Consider the following 16,341-nt stretch of genomic DNA (forward strand, 5'->3'; position numbering starts at 1 on the left):
GGCTTCCTTCAGGCCCTGCCGTTGGCCAACAGCGCCCTTGCCATTCGGATTATCTTCCCCTCAGTCAGGGTGATTCAGGTTTCTTTCAACCTGACGGGTTTGCCAGCTTCGCTGGGCAAACAAAAAAGGAGCCTTTCGGCTCCTTTTTCTTCCAGCTTCAAGCTTCGCGCTTCAGGCTTTCTTTTACCAGCCGGTCACTTCCCGCAGGGCAGCGCCAATGTCGGCCAGGGAGCGTACGGTTTTCACACCGGCGTCCTGCAGGGCGGCAAACTTTTCGTCTGCGGTGCCCTTGCCGCCGGAGATGATGGCGCCGGCATGGCCCATGCGCTTGCCCGGAGGAGCGGTCACACCGGCGATGTAGGACACCACCGGCTTGGTGACGTTGGCCTTGATGAAGGCGGCGGCTTCTTCTTCGGCGGTGCCGCCGATTTCACCGATCATCACAATGGCTTCGGTTTCCGGATCTTCCTGGAACAGCTTCAGAATATCGATGAAGTTGGAGCCGGGAATGGGGTCGCCGCCGATGCCCACGCAGCTGGACTGGCCAAAGCCTTCGTCTGTGGTCTGCTTGACCGCTTCATAAGTCAGGGTGCCGGAACGGGACACGATGCCCACCTTGCCCTTCTTGTGAATATGGCCGGGCATGATGCCGATCTTGCACTCGTCAGGGGTGATCACGCCGGGGCAGTTCGGGCCGATCATGCGCACGCCGGCTTCGTCCAGCTTCACTTTCACGTCCAGCATGTCGAGGGTGGGAATGCCCTCGGTGATGGTCACGATCAGCTCAATGCCGGCGTCGATGGCTTCCAGAATGGCGTCCTTGCAGAAGGCAGCCGGTACGTAGATCACGGTAGCGGTGGCGCCGGTGGCTTCCACGGCTTCGCGCACTGTGTTGAACACCGGCAGACCCAGATGGGTGGTACCGCCCTTGCCCGGGGACACGCCGCCGACCATTTGCGTACCGTACTCGATGGCCTGTTCGGAGTGGAAGGTGCCCTGACCGCCGGTGAAGCCCTGGCAGATGACCTTGGTGTCTTTGTTGATCAGAATGCTCATGCTGTCATTTCCCCTTGGCGGCGTTAACGACCTGAACCGCGGCATCGGTCAGGCTGGTGGCGGCGATGATGTTGAGACCGGATTCGTCCAGCTTGGCGGTGCCGGCTTCGGCATTGTTGCCTTCCAGGCGTACCACCACGGGTACTTTTACGCCCACTTCCTTCACCGCACCGATAATGCCTTCGGCGATCATGTCACAGCGCACAATGCCGCCGAAGATGTTCACCAGCACCGCTTTCACATTGCTGTCGGAGAGAATAATCTTGAACGCTTCGGTCACCCGCTCCTTGGTGGCGCCACCGCCCACGTCGAGGAAGTTGGCAGGCGAGCCGCCGTGCAGGTTGACGATGTCCATGGTGCCCATGGCCAGACCGGCACCGTTGACCATGCAGCCGATGTTGCCGTCCAGCGCCACGTAGTTCAGCTCCCACTTGGCGGCGTGAGCTTCACGGGCATCGTCCTGGGACGGATCGTGCATATCGCGCAGCTTGGGCTGACGGTACAGGGCATTGGAGTCGATGTTGATCTTGCCGTCCAGGCAATGCAGATTGCCGGCCTCGGTGATCACCAGGGGGTTGATTTCGAGCAGGGCGAAATCATAGTCCAGGAACATCTGTCCCAGGCCTAAGAAAATTTTGGTGAACTGCTTGATCTGGTCGCCTTTCAGGCCCAGTTTGAATGCCAGCTCACGACCCTGATAGGGCTGGGGGCCTACCAGAGGATCGATGGCGGCCTTGTGGATCAGTTCGGGGGTCTCTTCGGCCACCTTTTCGATCTCAACGCCACCTTCGGTTGATGCCATGAACACCACACGACGGGTACCACGGTCCACGACCGCACCCAGGTAAAGCTCCTTGGCTATGTCGGTGCACGACTCCACCAGGATCTTGGCCACCGGCTGTCCCTTGGCGTCGGTCTGGTAGGTCACCAGATTCTTGCCCAGCCAGTTTTCCGCAAACTCGCGGATCTCTTCCTTGCTCTTGGCCAGCTTGACGCCGCCGGCCTTGCCGCGACCACCGGCATGTACCTGACACTTTACCACCCACATGTCACCGCCAATCTTGCTGGCCGCTTCTACCGCTTCCTGCGGGTTGTCACATGCGTAGCCTTCGGATACGGGCAGACCGTATTCGGCGAACAGCTGTTTTGCCTGATATTCATGCAAATTCATGTTGTGTTTCCGTTGTTGTGTTGGGTTCAGGGCATGGGGCGGGACAGGCCCGCCCTCTTGTTATTGTTGGCTTATACGTCCAGCAGCAGACGGGTCGGATCTTCCAGCAGCTCCTTGATGGACACCAGGAAGCTGACCGACTCGCGGCCGTCGATCAGGCGATGATCGTAAGACAGCGCCAGATACATCATCGGCAAAATTTCCACCTTGCCGTCCACCGCCATGGGGCGATCCTGGATTTTGTGCATACCCAGAATGGCGCTCTGCGGCGGGTTGATGATGGGGGTAGACATCAGGGATCCGAACACACCACCGTTGGTGATGGTGAAGTTGCCGCCGGACAGCTCGTCCACGGTCAGCTTGCCGTCACGGCCCTTGATGGCCAGCTCCTTGATGCCCTTCTCGATGTCGGCCAGGCTCAGGCGATCGCAGTCGCGCAGAACCGGGGTCACCAGACCACGGGGGGTGGACACGGCGATGCTGACATCAAAGTAGTTGTGGTAAACGATATCGTCGCCATCGATGGACGCGTTCACTTCCGGGAAGCGCTTGAGCGACTCGACCACGGCCTTCACATAGAAGGACATAAAGCCCAGACGAATGCCGTGGCGCTTCTCGAAGATGTCCTGGTACTGCTTGCGCAGCTCCATGATCGGCTTCATGTTGACCTCGTTGAAGGTGGTCAGCATGGCGGTGGTGTTCTTGGCTTCCAGCAGACGCTCGGCCACCCGCTTGCGCAGGCGAGTCATGGGCACCCGCTTCTGATCGCGCTCACCCGGCGACACCAGCGGTGCTTCCGCCTTGGCCGCTACCGGCTTGTCAGCGGTTTTGGCCTTGCCGCCGTCCTTGATAAAGGCTTCCACATCTTCCTTGGTGATACGGCCGCCCTTGCCGGAGCCGGACAGCTTGCTCACGTCGATGTTGTGCTCGGCCACCAGACGGCGCACCGCCGGGCTCAGATCGTCGCCGTCACCGGCATCGCTCTTGGCCTCGGCCTTGGCTTCACCATTGGTGGCGGGCTTTTCCCTGGTTTCTTCACCGGCCTTGGCGCCCTGCTTGAGCTTGCCGATCACCTGCTGGCCCAGCACGGTGGCGCCGGCGTCTTCCATAATGGCTTCCAGCACACCGGCCTCGGGGGCCGGCACTTCCAGTACCACCTTGTCGGTTTCGATATCGACGATCACTTCGTCGCGCTCTACACTGTCGCCGGGTTGCTTGTGCCAGGTGGCGATGGTGGCGTCAGCAACGGATTCTGGGAGGTCGGGAACCTTGATTTCGATGCTCATCAATATGTCCTTAGTGCATTAAGCTTTAGGCGTCAGTGCATCTTCCACCAACGCTTTTTGTTGTTGTAAATGAACAGAGGTGTAACCCACCGCCGGAGACGCCGAGGCTTCACGGCCGGCGTAGCTCAGTTTGGCACCCTCCGGAATCGCGGCCCGGAAATGGTGCTGGCTGCAATACCAGGCGCCCTGGTTTTGCGGCTCTTCCTGACACCAGACGAAATCGGTCACGTGCTGGTAGTCAGCCAGAATCGCGGCCACTTCTTCCTGCGGGAAGGGATACAGCTGCTCAATCCGAATGATCGCCACATCGGTCTGTTCGTTCTTGCGACGCGCTTCCAGCAGATCGTAATACACCTTGCCGGCACAAAGAATCACACGCTTGACGCCTTTGGGATCCAGATCATCTATTTCGCCAATGGCGTTCTGGAATGTGCCCTGGGCCAAAGTTTCCAGCTCGGAAACGGCCAGCGGATGACGCAGCAGCGACTTGGGCGTCATTACCACCAGCGGCCGGCGCATGGGGCGCAGCACCTGGCGGCGCAGCATGTGGAACACCTGAGCCGGGGTGGTGGGCACACACACCTGCATATTGTGCTCGGCGCACAGTTGCAGATAACGCTCAAGACGGGCACTGGAGTGCTCGGGGCCCTGACCTTCGTAACCATGAGGCAGCAGCAGGGTCAGTCCGCACATGCGGCCCCACTTCTGTTCACCGGAGCTGAGGAACTGGTCGATCACCACCTGGGCACCGTTGGCGAAGTCACCGAACTGGGCTTCCCAGATGGTCAGGCCCACGGGCTCGGCGGTGGCATAGCCGTATTCAAAGGCCATGACCGCCTCTTCGCTCAGCACCGAGTCATACACCTGGAACTGCCCCTGATCTTCCGACAGATAGCACAGCGGGGTGTAAATGCTGGCATCGTTCTGGTTGTGCAGCACCGCATGACGGTGGAAGAAGGTGCCACGACCCGAGTCCTGGCCGGTGAGACGCACTTCGTAACCGTTGTCACACAGGGTGGCGTAGGCCAGTGTCTCGGCAAAGCCCCAGTCCACCAGCTTTTCGCCCTGAGCCATCAGCTTGCGGTCGGCGTAAATCTTGGCCACCTGGCGCTGCAGGGTATGGGTTTCCGGATAACGGGTCAGGCGATCGCCCAGATCCTTGAGCTTGTCGAGGTCATAGGTGGAGTCATAGGCCATGTCCCACTCGTGGCCCAGATAGGGTGACCAGTCCACCGAATGCTTCTGCATCGGCCGCCATTCCTTGACCACACATTCACCGTGATCCAGCGCATCCCGGTATTCGTTGATCATGGTGGTGACCTGCTCTGCCGAAACGGTACCGTTTTCAATCAGGCGATCGGCATAGATCTTGCGCGGTGTGGGGTGCTTTTTGATCTTCTGGTACATCAGCGGCTGAGTGGCGCTCGGCTCGTCGGCCTCGTTGTGGCCGTGACGGCGGTAGCACACCAGATCGATGACCACATCGCGGCCAAACTCGTTACGGAAGTCCAGCGCCAGCTGAGTCACCTGCACCACGGCTTCCGGATCGTCGGCGTTCACATGGAAGATGGGCGCCTGCACCATCTTGGCGATGTCGGTACAGTACTCGGTAGAGCGGGTATCGCGCGGGTTCGAGGTGGTAAAGCCCACCTGGTTGTTGATCACGATGCGCACGGTACCGCCCACCCCGTAGCCACGGGTCAGCGACATGTTAAAGGTTTCTGCTACCACGCCCTGACCGGCAAAGGCCGAGTCACCGTGAATGGTCACCGGCAGTACCTGACGGCCATCGGGGTTGTCGAGGCGGTCCATACGGGCGCGTACCGAGCCGATAACTACCGGGTTGACGATTTCCAGGTGTGACGGGTTGAACGCCAGCGCCAGGTGTACCGGGCCGCCCGGGGTGTCGAAGTCGGAGCTGAAGCCCATGTGGTATTTCACGTCACCGGAGCTTTGGGTGTCGTACTTGCCGGCAAAGGCGTCGAACAGGTCTTGCGGGCGCTTGCCCAGCACATTGACCAGCATGTTCAGACGACCCCGGTGAGCCATGCCGATCACCACTTCACGACCACCCTTTTCACCAAACCGGCGAATGAGCTCCTTGGTCATGGGGATCAGGGCATCGCCCCCTTCCAGGGAGAAACGCTTGGCACCCGGGAACTTGGCGCCCAAGTATTTCTCCAGACCCTCGGCGGCGGTCAGGCTGTCGAGGAAGCGCTGCTTGTCTTCGTCGGTGTATTTGGGCGCACCCACCACCGGCTCAAGCTGGCTCTGGATCCAGCGTTTTTCCCGAGTGCTGGTGATGTGCATGTATTCCGCACCCACTGAGCCGCAGTAGGTTTTTTTCAGCGCCGACACCAGATCCTTCAGCTTCATGGTCTCGCTGCCGATGGCATAGGAGCCCACGTTGAAGGTGGCTTCAAGATCGGCACCGGTCAGGTTGTGAAAAGCCGGGTCCAGCTCGGCCACCGGCTCGCGGTTCCACAGATCCAGCGGGTCCAGGTTGGCATTCTGATGGCCACGAAAACGATAGGCGTTAATCAGCTGCAGTACCTTGACCTGCTTGGCGTCAGTGTGGGGATCACTGACCGGGGTGGCATAGCGGGAAGTGTCTTTGGCGAGGCGGCGGAAATAATCTCTCACTTGTGAATGAGGCTGATCCTGCACCGGCGCTTCGGCGGATGGCAGTCCGTCGAACACGGCGCGCCATTCCTCGGGAACGGAGTCGGGATCGGCCAGGTAGGCCTCATAAAGGTCTTCTACATAGGTCGCATTGGCACCGGCCAGGTGAGAAGAATCCAGCCAGGCTTGCATTACGCCGTTGTGCATCTTTATCCCTTTGTCACTTCGCGACAGGGCTACTGTCGTTCTGGTCGTCGAGTCAATGCCGCCCTTGCGGGCGGCAACTTTTTTATTCGGGACGTTTATACTGCCCGTTTCAGCAGCATGGACTTGATGTTGCCAATGGCCTTGGTGGGGTTCAGGCCCTTGGGACACACGTTCACGCAGTTCATGATGCCGTGGCAGCGGAACACGCTGAAGGCGTCATCCAGGTTGGACAAGCGCTCATCGGTGGCGGTGTCACGGCTGTCGATCAGCCAGCGGTAGGCTGCCAGCAGACCGGCCGGGCCGATAAACTTGTCCGGGTTCCACCAGAAGGACGGGCAGGAAGTGGAGCAGCAGGCGCACAGAATGCACTCATACAGGCCATCCAGTTTTTCCCGTTCTTCCGGTGACTGCAGACGCTCCCGCGCCGGCGGCTGTTTGTCTTCGGCAATCAGGAAGGGCTTGACCTTCTCCCACTGGGTGTAGAACTGGGTCATGTCCACCACCAGATCGCGCACCACCGGCAGGCCCGGCAGCGGGCGAATGACAACCTTGTTGTCCTTGCCCAGCAGATCGGACAGCGGAGTGATACAGGCCAGGCCGTTCTTGCCGTTCATGTTCAGGCCGTCGGAGCCGCACACGCCTTCGCGGCAGGAGCGACGGAACGCCAGGCTGGGCTCCTGCTCTTTCAGCTGAATCAGCGCGTCGAGCACCATCATGTCGGAACCTTCGGCCACCTCGAGCCGGTAGTCCTTCATATAGGGCTTGGCATCGGTTTCCGGATTGTAGCGATAGACGGAAATGGTAATTTGCATTATCGCCTCCCCTTAGTAGGTACGTGCTTTGGGCGGGAATGCGTCACGGGTAACCGGTGACATATTCACGGAACGTCGGGTCATGGACTCGGTCTCGGGGCTGTACAGCGAGTGGCACAGCCAGTTCTCGTCGTCCCGGTCCGGATAGTCGAAACGGGAATGAGCACCACGGGACTCGGTACGGAAGTTCGCGGCCACTGCGGTGGCGTAGGCGGTTTCCATCAGGTTGTCCAGTTCCAGACATTCGATACGCTGGGTGTTGAAGTCTCGGCTGGTGTCATCCAGGCGGGCAGACTTCAGACGCTCGCGAATTTCCTTCAGTTCAGCCAGACCGGACGCCATGGCGTCACCTTCCCGGAATACCGAGAAGTTGTTCTGCATGCACTGCTGCAGATCCTTTCTGATCTGCACCGGGTCTTCGCCGCTGCGGGTGTTTTCCCAGCGGTTATAGCGGGTCAGGGAGGCCTCCAGATCCGACTCGGACGCCGCGCGGCTGTCGCCCAGCTCGTTCAGGGCCTCGGTCAGGTGACGGCCCACGGCACGACCAAACACCACCAGATCCAGCAGCGAGTTGCCGCCCAGACGGTTGGCGCCGTGCACCGATACGCAGGCGATCTCGCCCACCGCGAACAGGCCTTTCACCGGTACGTCGTTGCCGTTGGCGTCCTGCTTCAGGGCCTGGCCGTGTACGTTAGTGGGAATGCCGCCCATCATGTAGTGACAGGTAGGAATCACCGGAATCGGCTCTTTCACCGGATCCACATGAGCAAAGGTACGGGACAGCTCGCAGATACCGGGCAGACGGCTTTCCAGTACGTCCTTGCCCAGGTGATCCAGCTTCAGCTTGATGTGCGGACCCCAGGGGCCATCGCAGCCGCGGCCTTCACGGATCTCGATCATCATGGAGCGGGCCACCACGTCACGGCCGGCCAGGTCCTTGGCGTTGGGGGCATAACGCTCCATAAAGCGCTCGCCGTCCTTGTTCAGCAGATAACCGCCCTCGCCCCGGCAACCTTCGGTCACCAGCACGCCGGCACCGGCGATACCGGTGGGGTGGAACTGCCACATTTCCATGTCCTGCACCGGTACGCCGGCGCGCAGCGCCATGCCGACACCGTCACCGGTGTTGATGTGGGCGTTGGTGGTGGACTGGAAGATACGACCGGCGCCGCCGGTAGCCAGAATGGTGGCCTTGGACTTGAAGTAGACCACTTCGCCGGTTTCGATGTCGATGGCGGTACAGCCCACCACGTCACCATCCTGGTTTTTCACCAGATCCAGCGCATACCACTCTGAGAACACGGTGGTTTTGTGTTTAACGTTCTGCTGGTACAGGGTGTGCAGCAGCGCATGGCCGGTACGGTCAGAGGCGGCGGCAGTACGGGCCGCCTGCTCGCCACCAAAGGCCTTGGACTGACCGCCAAAGGGACGCTGATACACCTTGCCGTTATCGAAACGGGAGAACGGCAGGCCCATTTTTTCCAGCTCGAGGATGGCCTCGGGGCCGGTCTGGCACATAAACTCGATGGCGTCCTGGTCACCGATATAGTCGGAGCCCTTGACGGTGTCGTACATGTGCCATTCCCAGTTGTCATCGTGGGCATTGCCCAGCGCCACCGTGATGCCGCCCTGAGCGGACACGGTATGAGAACGGGTCGGAAATACCTTGGACAACAGCGCACAGCTCTTGCCCGATTCAGCAATCTGAAGGGCGGCGCGCATACCGGCACCGCCGGCGCCGATTACCACGGCGTCGAATTCTCGAATAGCAATAGTCACCTTATACACCCCACAAAACAACGATACCGGTCAGCAGATAGGACAGCAGCAATACCACCACGGCGAACTGGGCGATGCCCCGCCACAACGCCGGTTTGACGTAATCGGACAGCACCTGCCAGGCGCCAATCCAGCCGTGCATCAGCACGCTGAACAGAGCCAGCAGCGTAAACACCCGGGTAAAGGTGCCTTCAAAAAAGCCGGTCCAGCTGGCGTAAGTGATGTCGTTAAACGCGATAAAGCCGACCAGATACAGGGTGTACAGGGTCAGAATGACAGCAGTCGCACGCAGCAGCAGAAAGTCGTGCACACCGCTGCGACCAAAGGATGCAGAATTGGTTACCATACCAGAACCCCCGCCAGCAGTGACAGAACGATAGTCACACCAAATACCACCTTGGCACTCAGTGCGCCCGATTCAAGCTCCTCGCAATAGCCCAGATCCATGATAAGGTGGCGAATGCCGCCTACAATGTGATAGGCCAGTGCGGTCAGCACACCCCAGAGGATGAAGCCGACAAAGAAGCCGTCCATAATTTCCACCACTGCATTGAAGCCCTGCTCGGAGGAGAGGGATTCACTGAGTAGCCATAACAGGATGGCCAGCGCAAACAGGGTGATCACGCCGGATACCCGGTGCAGAATGGAAGAGATGGCGGCGACGGGCTGGCGAATAGTCCGTAGGTCGAGGTTTACAGGTCTCTGTTTTTTAGTCACAGTCTTGCCCACTAGCTCGATTGAGCACGTTAGTTATTGTTTTGACAGACATTACCCGGATATATGGACTGAGGTCATGACCGAGAACAAGCTGCTGTGACTGCTTTTGCCCAGAGGCTGAAACAGCGCTGGCAGTACGACTGCGGCATGGCCACAACTGCGTCCTATACCCTCGGAAAACCAGTATAAGGAGGGAATCAACAAATACAACGAAGCGCCTGAATCAATTGCGAATTCTGTAAAGCCGATCGCACAACGGGGTTAACGGCCTGTTGCGCCTGTCGAGGAAAATTGACATTACCCCCTGCTTTGTTTTCAATATGCCGGCACCATGAGAAGCAGAAATGATTAAAAATTCAGTCGTTCTGTGTAAAAATGCTCTTACTCATGGACCTATTATAAAAAGCAAAGGAGACGTGCTATGGCTGACCAAAAGGCCACTCTGCATCTGCCCGGCAAGGAACCCGTTGAGCTTCCGATTGCCTCCGGCACCGCTGGCTATGATGTGATCGATATCAGTTCTCTCGGCTCACACGGCTACTTCACCTACGACCCCGGCTTTCTGGCGACCGCTTCCTGTCAGTCCGAAATCACCTACATCGACGGTGATCAGGGTATTCTGCTGCATCGCGGCTATCCCATCGAGCAACTGGCTCAGGACGCCAGCTACCTGGAAGTATGCTACCTGCTGCTCTATGGCGATGCCCCTACCGCCAAGCAGTATGAGAAGTTCAGCCGTGATATCATGCGCCACACCATGGTGCACGAGCAGCTGTCCTCCTTCTTCAAGGGCTACCGCCGTGACGCTCACCCCATGTCCATCGTGTGTGGTGTGATCGCCGGCCTGTCGGCCTTCTACCACGATCCCATGGACATCAATGATCCGGTACACCGCGAGCTGGCCGCCCAGCGCCTGATCGCCAAGATGCCGACCATTGCCGCCATGGCCTATAAATATTCCGTGGGTCAGCCGTTTGTGTATCCGCGCAACGAACTGAGCTACGCCGGCAACTTCCTGCAGATGATGTTTGCCGTGCCCTGTGAAGACTACCGGGTGAATCCGGTGGTGGAAAAAGCCATGGACCGCATCTTTACCCTGCATGCGGATCACGAGCAGAACGCCTCCACCTCCACCGTACGCCTGTCCGGCTCCAGCGGCGCCAACCCGTTCGCCTGTATCGCTGCGGGCATTGCATCCCTGTGGGGACCGGCTCACGGCGGTGCCAACGAGGCCTGTCTGCGCATGCTGGAAGAAATCGGCTCTGTGGATCGTATCCCCGAGTTTATCGAGCGCGCCAAGGACAAGGACGACCCCTTCCGTCTGATGGGCTTTGGTCACCGGGTATACAAGAACTTCGACCCCCGCGCCAAGGTGATGCGTGAAACCTGCCATGAAGTGCTGGACGATCTCAAGATTGAAGATCCGCTGCTGGACGTGGCCATGGAGCTGGAGCGCATCGCGCTGTCCGATGAATACTTCGTGGAACGCAAGCTGTACCCGAACGTGGACTTCTACTCCGGTATCATTCTGAAGGCCATCGGCATTCCCACCAGCATGTTTACCGTGATCTTCGCCCTGGCCCGTACCGTGGGCTGGATGTCACACTGGAACGAAATGATGTCCGATCCCAAGCAGAAGATCGGCCGTCCGCGCCAGCTGTACACCGGTGCGCCCGAGCGCGAGTTCAAGAGCCAGGTAGCCGACAAGTAAGTTGCGCTTTACCCTGCAAAAAGGCCGGCATATGCCGGCCTTTTTTGTGTCTGTTGTAGCTGCCACTTTAGTTGGCAGGGCCTGCGCAGCAGGGCGTTAATTCTGAGCCGCAGGTTGATTTGCGCCGGCTAAAGCGGCGCCTACAGCTCAGTGGGACGTTGAGTAAATGTTTTGCCCTTGCCTTTATTCCCCAGCGGGTTTGGAGAACTCGGCCATCAGGCTCTCCGCCTTTTCCACCATGGCGGTGGAGCCCACGAAGTAGGGCGTGCGCTGGTGCAGCTCGGTGGGCTTGATTTCCATGATACGCTGGTAACCGTCACTGGCCCTGCCACCGGCCTGCTCGGCCAGGAATGCCAGCGGGTTGCACTCATACAGCAGACGCAGCTTGCCGTTGGGCGCATTGGTGCCGGACGGGTAAATGTAGATACCACCCTTGAGCATGTTGCGGTGAAAGTCGGACACCAGAGAGCCGATATAACGGGAAGTGTAAGGGCGCTTGGTGGCCTCGTCCTGCTCCTGGCAGTACTTGAGGTACTTTTTCACCCCCTCGGGGAACTTGATGTAGTTACCCTCGTTGATGGAGTAGATTCTGCCCTCTTCGGGAATACGAATGTTTTCATGAGACAGACAGAAGGAGCCGAGTGACGGATCGTAGGTAAAGCCGTGCACACCGTTGCCGGTGGTGTATACCAGCATGGTGGACGAGCCATACACCACGTAGCCGGCGGCCACCTGATTCACACCCGGCTGCAGAAAGTCTTCCATCACCACGGGCGTGCCCGGCTCGCTGATACGGCGGTAGATGGAGAAGATGGTGCCCACAGACACGTTCACGTCGATATTGGAGGAGCCGTCCAGGGGATCCATCAGCACCACGTACTTGGCATCGCTGCGCTTGGCGCTGTCGAAACAGACGAAGTAGTCTTCTTCTTCCGAGGCAATGCCGCACACCTCGCCACGGGCTTCCAGGGCCGCCTTGAACTTGTCGTTGGCGAACACATCCAGCTTCTGCTGCACTTCCCCCTGCACGTTTTCGCTGCCGTTGCTGCCACCGATAATGTCGGTGACCAGACCGGCCCGGTTGATCTCGCGGTTGACGATCTTGGCGGCGCGACGAATGGACGACAGCAGCGAGGTCAGCTCACCGGTGGCGCTGGGGTGTTCGGACTGTGTCTTTACGATGTATTCACCCAGGGTAATCATACTTTTCCTCAAACATTTCCGTTGCGGGCGGCAGCGCCACCCCGTTTAGCGGGCAATGTACCCGTTTCACTTTTTTTTTGCAGTTAATTTAGTCAGCGAAGCAAGATAGCCGGCTCAGCGTCAAGCCAGATGCCTGCACACCGCCTCCAGATCTGCCGGCGTATCCACTCCCGCCGGGGGTACCTGCCGGGCCACCCCAAGCGCAATGCTTTCGCCGTGCCACAGCACCCGCAGCTGCTCCAGTTTTTCCAGCCGCTCCAGCGGGCCGGCGGGCAAGGCCACATAGCGGCGAATAAAGCCCGCCCGGTAAGCATAGATGCCGATATGACGCAGACAGTGTTCAAGGCAGGGCTGATCCGCATCCATGCCGTCCCGGTCAAAGGGAATGGCCGCCCGGCTGAAATACAGCGCCTGGCCGTGCAGGCTGTGCACCACCTTGACCACATTGGGATCGGTCAGCTCGTGCGCATCCAGCAGCGGCGTTCCCAGGGTCGCCATGGGCGCTGTGCTGGCCGCCAGCAGCTCCGCCACCTGATCCACCAGCACCGGCGGCAACAGGGGCTCGTCGCCCTGTACGTTAACCACGATATCGTCGGGGGCCAGAGCCAGCCGCTCCACCACCTCCGCCAGCCGCTCGGTACCGGACTCGTGATGACTGCCGGTAAGACACACTTCCACGTTACAACCGGCCAGGGCATTCTTGATGCGCTCGTCGTCGGTGGCCACCACCACTCTGTGCGCCCCGCTTTTCAGCGCCTGCTCCGCCACCCACTGAATCATGGGTTTGCCATGAATATCCGCCAGGGGCTTGCCCGGCAAACGGGTGGAGCTCATGCGGGCGGGAATGACAACAATGAAACTCATCCCGGCAGCTCGTCCAGATCCAGTTTGCGGGCCCGGCTTTCCAGCAGCACCGGAATATTTTCGGTGATCGGATAAGCCAGACGATCAAACCGGCACACCAGCTCGTTATGCTCCCGGTCCAGTTGCAGCTTGCCCTTGCATACCGGGCAGGCAATGATTTCCACCAGCTTGGCGTCAATCGCCATGATTCAGCTCCTTCAGTCGGTTAAGCAACAGATCTTCAAATTCGGGTGGCAGACAGGCGTTGACCGGCAGATACCAGCCGTTCTCATGCCCTCCCGGCCATTTGACGGCGTCCTTTTCGGTCATCAGCAAGGGCGCATCGGCAAGCCCCGCCAGCTGCGCCGGCAGGACCGCCTTGTGATCGGCCAACGCCAGTTGTTTGTCCAGTATAAAGCCCTGCTCGGTCAGGGTAGTAAAAAAGCGGGGCGGATGGCCAATACCGGCCATGGCGTGCACCCGCGCTCCCGGCACCGGCGGCTTGCCTGCAGTGTTCACCGGCTGCAGCTCGCCGGGGGTCAGGGTCATTAAATATTCACCGGGCGCACAGGGGCCGCCATTGTTGATCACCGCATCCACGCTGGCCAGGCGCCATCTTCCTTCCCGCAGTGGTCCCATGGGTAACAAGCGGTCATTGCCAAAGCGGCGTTTGCCGTCTACCACCACCAGCTCAATGTCGCGTTCAAGCGCATAGTGCTGCAGACCGTCGTCACTGATGATGATATCGGCGCCAAGCGCAGCCAGTTTTTCGGCGGCCTCGGCCCGCTTCGGCCCCACCACCACCGGGCAGCCGGTACGCTTGTAAATCAGTACCGGTTCGTCGCCGGCCTGGGCGGCTGTGGTATTGGCATTCAGCACCAGCGGATAGTGCTCGCTGTTGCCGCCATAACCCCGGCTGATCACCCCGGGGTGATAGCCCTGCTTCCGCAGCCAGTTCACCAGCCAGACCACCACGGGGGTCTTGCCGTTACCGCCTACGGTGAGGTTGCCCACCACCACCACCGGCACCGGTGCCCGGTAACTCTGTTTGACCCCGAGCTTGAACAGTCGCCGGCGCAGGCCGCTTATCAGCCTGAACAACAGACTGAGCGGCCACAACAGCCACAACCAGGGGGCATTCCGGTACCAGGCCTGCATCAGTGCTCGCCGAACTGAATGGCCCTGAGCTGGGCATAGGCGCCATGATGCGCCATCAGTTCACTGTGATTGCCCCGCTCCACAATGCGACCCTCGTCGATCACCAGGATCTCGTCGGCGTTTTCGATGGTGGACAAGCGGTGGGCGATCACCAGGGCGGTTCTGTCCTTGCGCAGCTCGTCGAGTGCCGCCTGAATATGGCGCTCCGACTCGGTATCCAGTGCCGAGGTGGCTTCATCCAGGATCAGCAAGGGCGCATTGCGCAGCAGCGCCCGGGCAATGGCGATGCGCTGACGCTGACCGCCAGAGAGGCTGGCGCCGTTCTCACCGATTACTGTGTCATAGCCCTGCTCCAGCTTGCTGATAAATTCGTCGGCGTAGGCCAGCTTTGCCGCCGCCTCGATCTGCTCACGGCTGTACTGACCCTGAGCGGCATAGGCGATGTTGTTGGCGATGGTGTCGTTAAACAGATGCACATGCTGGGACACCAAGGCAAACTGGCGGCGCAAATCGCTCAGCCGGTAATGCTGAATATTGACACCGTCGAGACGAATTTCGCCCTCGTCGATGTCGTAGAAACGGGTCAGCAGGCTGGCGATGGTGCTCTTGCCCGAGCCCGAGCGCCCCACCAGGGCAATGGTCTTGCCCGGCTCCAGGGTAAAGCTCACCTCCTTCAGCGCCGGCGCCTCCTTGGTGGGGTAACGGAAGGTCACCCGATCAAATTCAATGTGCCCCTTGGCGCGCTCCAGGGGCTGGGTGCCGTTATCGGGCTCGGCCTCGCTGTCGAGCAGCTCAAACAGGCTCTGACAGGCGGCAATGCCGCGCTGATAGGGGCCGTTGATCTGGGTCAGGCTCTTGAGCGGGCGCATCAGCATCATCATGGAGGTGACGATCACGGTAAAGGTGCCCGGCGTCAGTTGCTCCTGCATGTCGTCGAAGCTGGCCACATAGAGCAGAATGGCCAGGGCGGTAGACGCAATCACCTGCACCAGCGGCGTGCCGATGGCGTCGGCGGCCACCATTTTCATATTCTGCTGGCGAACCTTGTTGCTCACCTTGAAGAAACGGCCGCTTTCCACTCGCTGGCCGTTGAACATCAGCACTTCCTTGTGGCCCTTGAGCATCTGCTCGGTGCTGCTGGTAATGTTGCCCATGGCCGCCTGCATGCCCTTGCTGATGCGACGGAAACGGCGGCTGATCACCGCGATCATCACCCCCACCACAGGGCCGACCACAAAAAAGATCAGCGACAGTTGCCAGGAGTGATAGAACATCAGACCCAGCAGGCCGATAACGGTGGCGCCTTCCCGCACCAGGGTCACCAGCGTAGAGCTGGCCGCCGACGACACCTGAGAGGCGTCGTAGGTCACCTTGGACAGCAGGTTGCCGGTATTGTGCTTGTCGAAAAACGCCACCGGCATGGCCATCAGCTTGTCGAACACCTGCTGCTGCAGCGACATCACCACATGGTTGCCCACCCAGGCCATGCAGTAACCCGACAAAAAGGTGCAAAGGCCCCGCAGGAACACGATACCAATCACGAAAAATGGCATCCACTTGAGTACCGCTGGATTGTCACCGGTCAGGCCCTCGTCAATCAGCGGCTTGATGGAATACACAAAGGTGGTGTCAACGGCGGCGTAGCCGGCCATGCCGATAATGGCGGCCACCAGGCCGAGCTTGCGCTCCTTTACATAGGCCAGCAGGCGCTTTAGCACCGGCCAGGATGAGGAGTGTGCGTCTTGGGACATAAGGTCTCTGCCGTAAAAAACGAGG

Annotated in this window: 14 protein-coding genes; 1 reads left to right on the forward strand and 13 read right to left on the reverse strand. The window is 59.6% G+C overall.

Annotated elements, in window-relative coordinates; translation table 11 throughout:
* Positions 1–183 precede the first annotated feature (183 nt).
* The 8 genes from sucD to sdhC all read right to left on the reverse strand — a co-directional run bounded on the left by sucD (position 184) and on the right by sdhC (position 9,662).
* Complete coding sequence (gene sucD, locus DA373_RS14635; protein WP_107853025.1) at positions 184–1,056, reverse strand: succinate--CoA ligase subunit alpha; 873 nt, start codon at positions 1,054–1,056, stop codon at positions 184–186.
* Between the two features lie 4 nt (positions 1,057–1,060).
* The gene (gene sucC, locus DA373_RS14640; protein ID WP_107853026.1) at positions 1,061–2,227 is read right to left on the reverse strand and encodes an ADP-forming succinate--CoA ligase subunit beta; all 1,167 of its coding nucleotides are present in this window, start codon (positions 2,225–2,227) and stop codon (positions 1,061–1,063) included.
* A gap of 71 nt (positions 2,228–2,298) precedes the next feature.
* Positions 2,299–3,513, reverse strand: a complete 1,215-nt coding sequence (gene odhB, locus DA373_RS14645) for a 2-oxoglutarate dehydrogenase complex dihydrolipoyllysine-residue succinyltransferase (RefSeq protein ID WP_107853027.1) — start codon at positions 3,511–3,513, stop codon at positions 2,299–2,301.
* Positions 3,514–3,531: 18 nt separating this feature from the next.
* Positions 3,532–6,342, reverse strand: coding sequence for a 2-oxoglutarate dehydrogenase E1 component (sucA, locus tag DA373_RS14650; RefSeq protein ID WP_107853028.1), 2,811 nt, complete (start codon positions 6,340–6,342; stop codon positions 3,532–3,534).
* A 95-nt stretch (positions 6,343–6,437) separates the two neighbouring features.
* Positions 6,438–7,154, reverse strand: a complete 717-nt coding sequence (locus DA373_RS14655; RefSeq protein WP_107853029.1) for a succinate dehydrogenase iron-sulfur subunit — start codon at positions 7,152–7,154, stop codon at positions 6,438–6,440.
* A 12-nt stretch (positions 7,155–7,166) separates the two neighbouring features.
* Positions 7,167–8,933 (reverse strand): succinate dehydrogenase flavoprotein subunit, encoded by a 1,767-nt coding sequence (gene sdhA, locus DA373_RS14660; protein ID WP_107853030.1) that lies wholly within the window; start codon positions 8,931–8,933, stop codon positions 7,167–7,169.
* A 1-nt stretch (position 8,934) separates the two neighbouring features.
* A complete protein-coding gene (gene sdhD, locus DA373_RS14665) occupies positions 8,935–9,279 on the reverse strand; it encodes a succinate dehydrogenase, hydrophobic membrane anchor protein (RefSeq protein ID WP_107853031.1) in 345 nt (114 codons plus the stop codon).
* Positions 9,273–9,662, reverse strand: coding sequence for a succinate dehydrogenase cytochrome b556 subunit (gene sdhC, locus DA373_RS14670; protein WP_107853032.1), 390 nt, complete (start codon positions 9,660–9,662; stop codon positions 9,273–9,275). Before sdhC ends, sdhD begins: the two co-directional genes overlap by 7 nt.
* A gap of 409 nt (positions 9,663–10,071) precedes the next feature.
* Here sdhC and DA373_RS14675 point away from each other — a divergent pair, with 409 nt between their 5' ends.
* Positions 10,072–11,361, forward strand: coding sequence for a citrate synthase (locus DA373_RS14675; RefSeq protein WP_107853033.1), 1,290 nt, complete (start codon positions 10,072–10,074; stop codon positions 11,359–11,361).
* A 183-nt stretch (positions 11,362–11,544) separates the two neighbouring features.
* Here the strand turns inward: DA373_RS14675 and fbp are convergent, their stop codons facing one another.
* The 5 genes from fbp to msbA all read right to left on the reverse strand — a co-directional run bounded on the left by fbp (position 11,545) and on the right by msbA (position 16,316).
* The gene (gene fbp / locus DA373_RS14680) at positions 11,545–12,564 is read right to left on the reverse strand and encodes a class 1 fructose-bisphosphatase (RefSeq protein ID WP_107853034.1); all 1,020 of its coding nucleotides are present in this window, start codon (positions 12,562–12,564) and stop codon (positions 11,545–11,547) included.
* Between the two features lie 120 nt (positions 12,565–12,684).
* Positions 12,685–13,428: a 3-deoxy-manno-octulosonate cytidylyltransferase gene (gene kdsB / locus DA373_RS14685; RefSeq protein WP_107853035.1), complete on the reverse strand. Its 744-nt coding sequence runs from the start codon at positions 13,426–13,428 to the stop codon at positions 12,685–12,687.
* Positions 13,425–13,613 (reverse strand): Trm112 family protein, encoded by a 189-nt coding sequence (locus DA373_RS14690; RefSeq protein ID WP_106454444.1) that lies wholly within the window; start codon positions 13,611–13,613, stop codon positions 13,425–13,427. Before DA373_RS14690 ends, kdsB begins: the two co-directional genes overlap by 4 nt.
* Positions 13,603–14,565: a tetraacyldisaccharide 4'-kinase gene (gene lpxK / locus DA373_RS14695; protein WP_107853036.1), complete on the reverse strand. Its 963-nt coding sequence runs from the start codon at positions 14,563–14,565 to the stop codon at positions 13,603–13,605. The genes DA373_RS14690 and lpxK overlap by 11 nt, the downstream gene beginning before the upstream one ends.
* Positions 14,565–16,316, reverse strand: coding sequence for a lipid A ABC transporter ATP-binding protein/permease MsbA (msbA, locus tag DA373_RS14700; RefSeq protein ID WP_107853037.1), 1,752 nt, complete (start codon positions 16,314–16,316; stop codon positions 14,565–14,567). The genes lpxK and msbA overlap by 1 nt, the downstream gene beginning before the upstream one ends.
* Positions 16,317–16,341: the final 25 nt, after the last annotated feature.

Source organism: Oceanimonas marisflavi (genome assembly GCF_003049725.1).
Lineage (GTDB): Bacteria > Pseudomonadota > Gammaproteobacteria > Enterobacterales > Aeromonadaceae > Oceanimonas > Oceanimonas marisflavi.

Coding starts and splice junctions, on each gene's coding strand:
- sucD (WP_107853025.1), bottom strand. CDS start 1,056: ATGAGCATTCTGATCAACAAAGACACCAAGGTCATCTGCCAGGGCTTC.
- sucC (WP_107853026.1), bottom strand. CDS start 2,227: ATGAATTTGCATGAATATCAGGCAAAACAGCTGTTCGCCGAATACGGT.
- odhB (WP_107853027.1), bottom strand. CDS start 3,513: ATGAGCATCGAAATCAAGGTTCCCGACCTCCCAGAATCCGTTGCTGAC.
- sucA (WP_107853028.1), bottom strand. CDS start 6,342: ATGCACAACGGCGTAATGCAAGCCTGGCTGGATTCTTCTCACCTGGCC.
- DA373_RS14655 (WP_107853029.1), bottom strand. CDS start 7,154: ATGCAAATTACCATTTCCGTCTATCGCTACAATCCGGAAACCGATGCC.
- sdhD (WP_107853031.1), bottom strand. CDS start 9,279: ATGGTAACCAATTCTGCATCCTTTGGTCGCAGCGGTGTGCACGACTTT.
- DA373_RS14675 (WP_107853033.1), top strand. CDS start 10,072: ATGGCTGACCAAAAGGCCACTCTGCATCTGCCCGGCAAGGAACCCGTT.
- fbp (WP_107853034.1), bottom strand. CDS start 12,564: ATGATTACCCTGGGTGAATACATCGTAAAGACACAGTCCGAACACCCC.
- kdsB (WP_107853035.1), bottom strand. CDS start 13,428: ATGAGTTTCATTGTTGTCATTCCCGCCCGCATGAGCTCCACCCGTTTG.
- DA373_RS14690 (WP_106454444.1), bottom strand. CDS start 13,613: ATGGCGATTGACGCCAAGCTGGTGGAAATCATTGCCTGCCCGGTATGC.
- lpxK (WP_107853036.1), bottom strand. CDS start 14,565: ATGCAGGCCTGGTACCGGAATGCCCCCTGGTTGTGGCTGTTGTGGCCG.
- msbA (WP_107853037.1), bottom strand. CDS start 16,316: ATGTCCCAAGACGCACACTCCTCATCCTGGCCGGTGCTAAAGCGCCTG.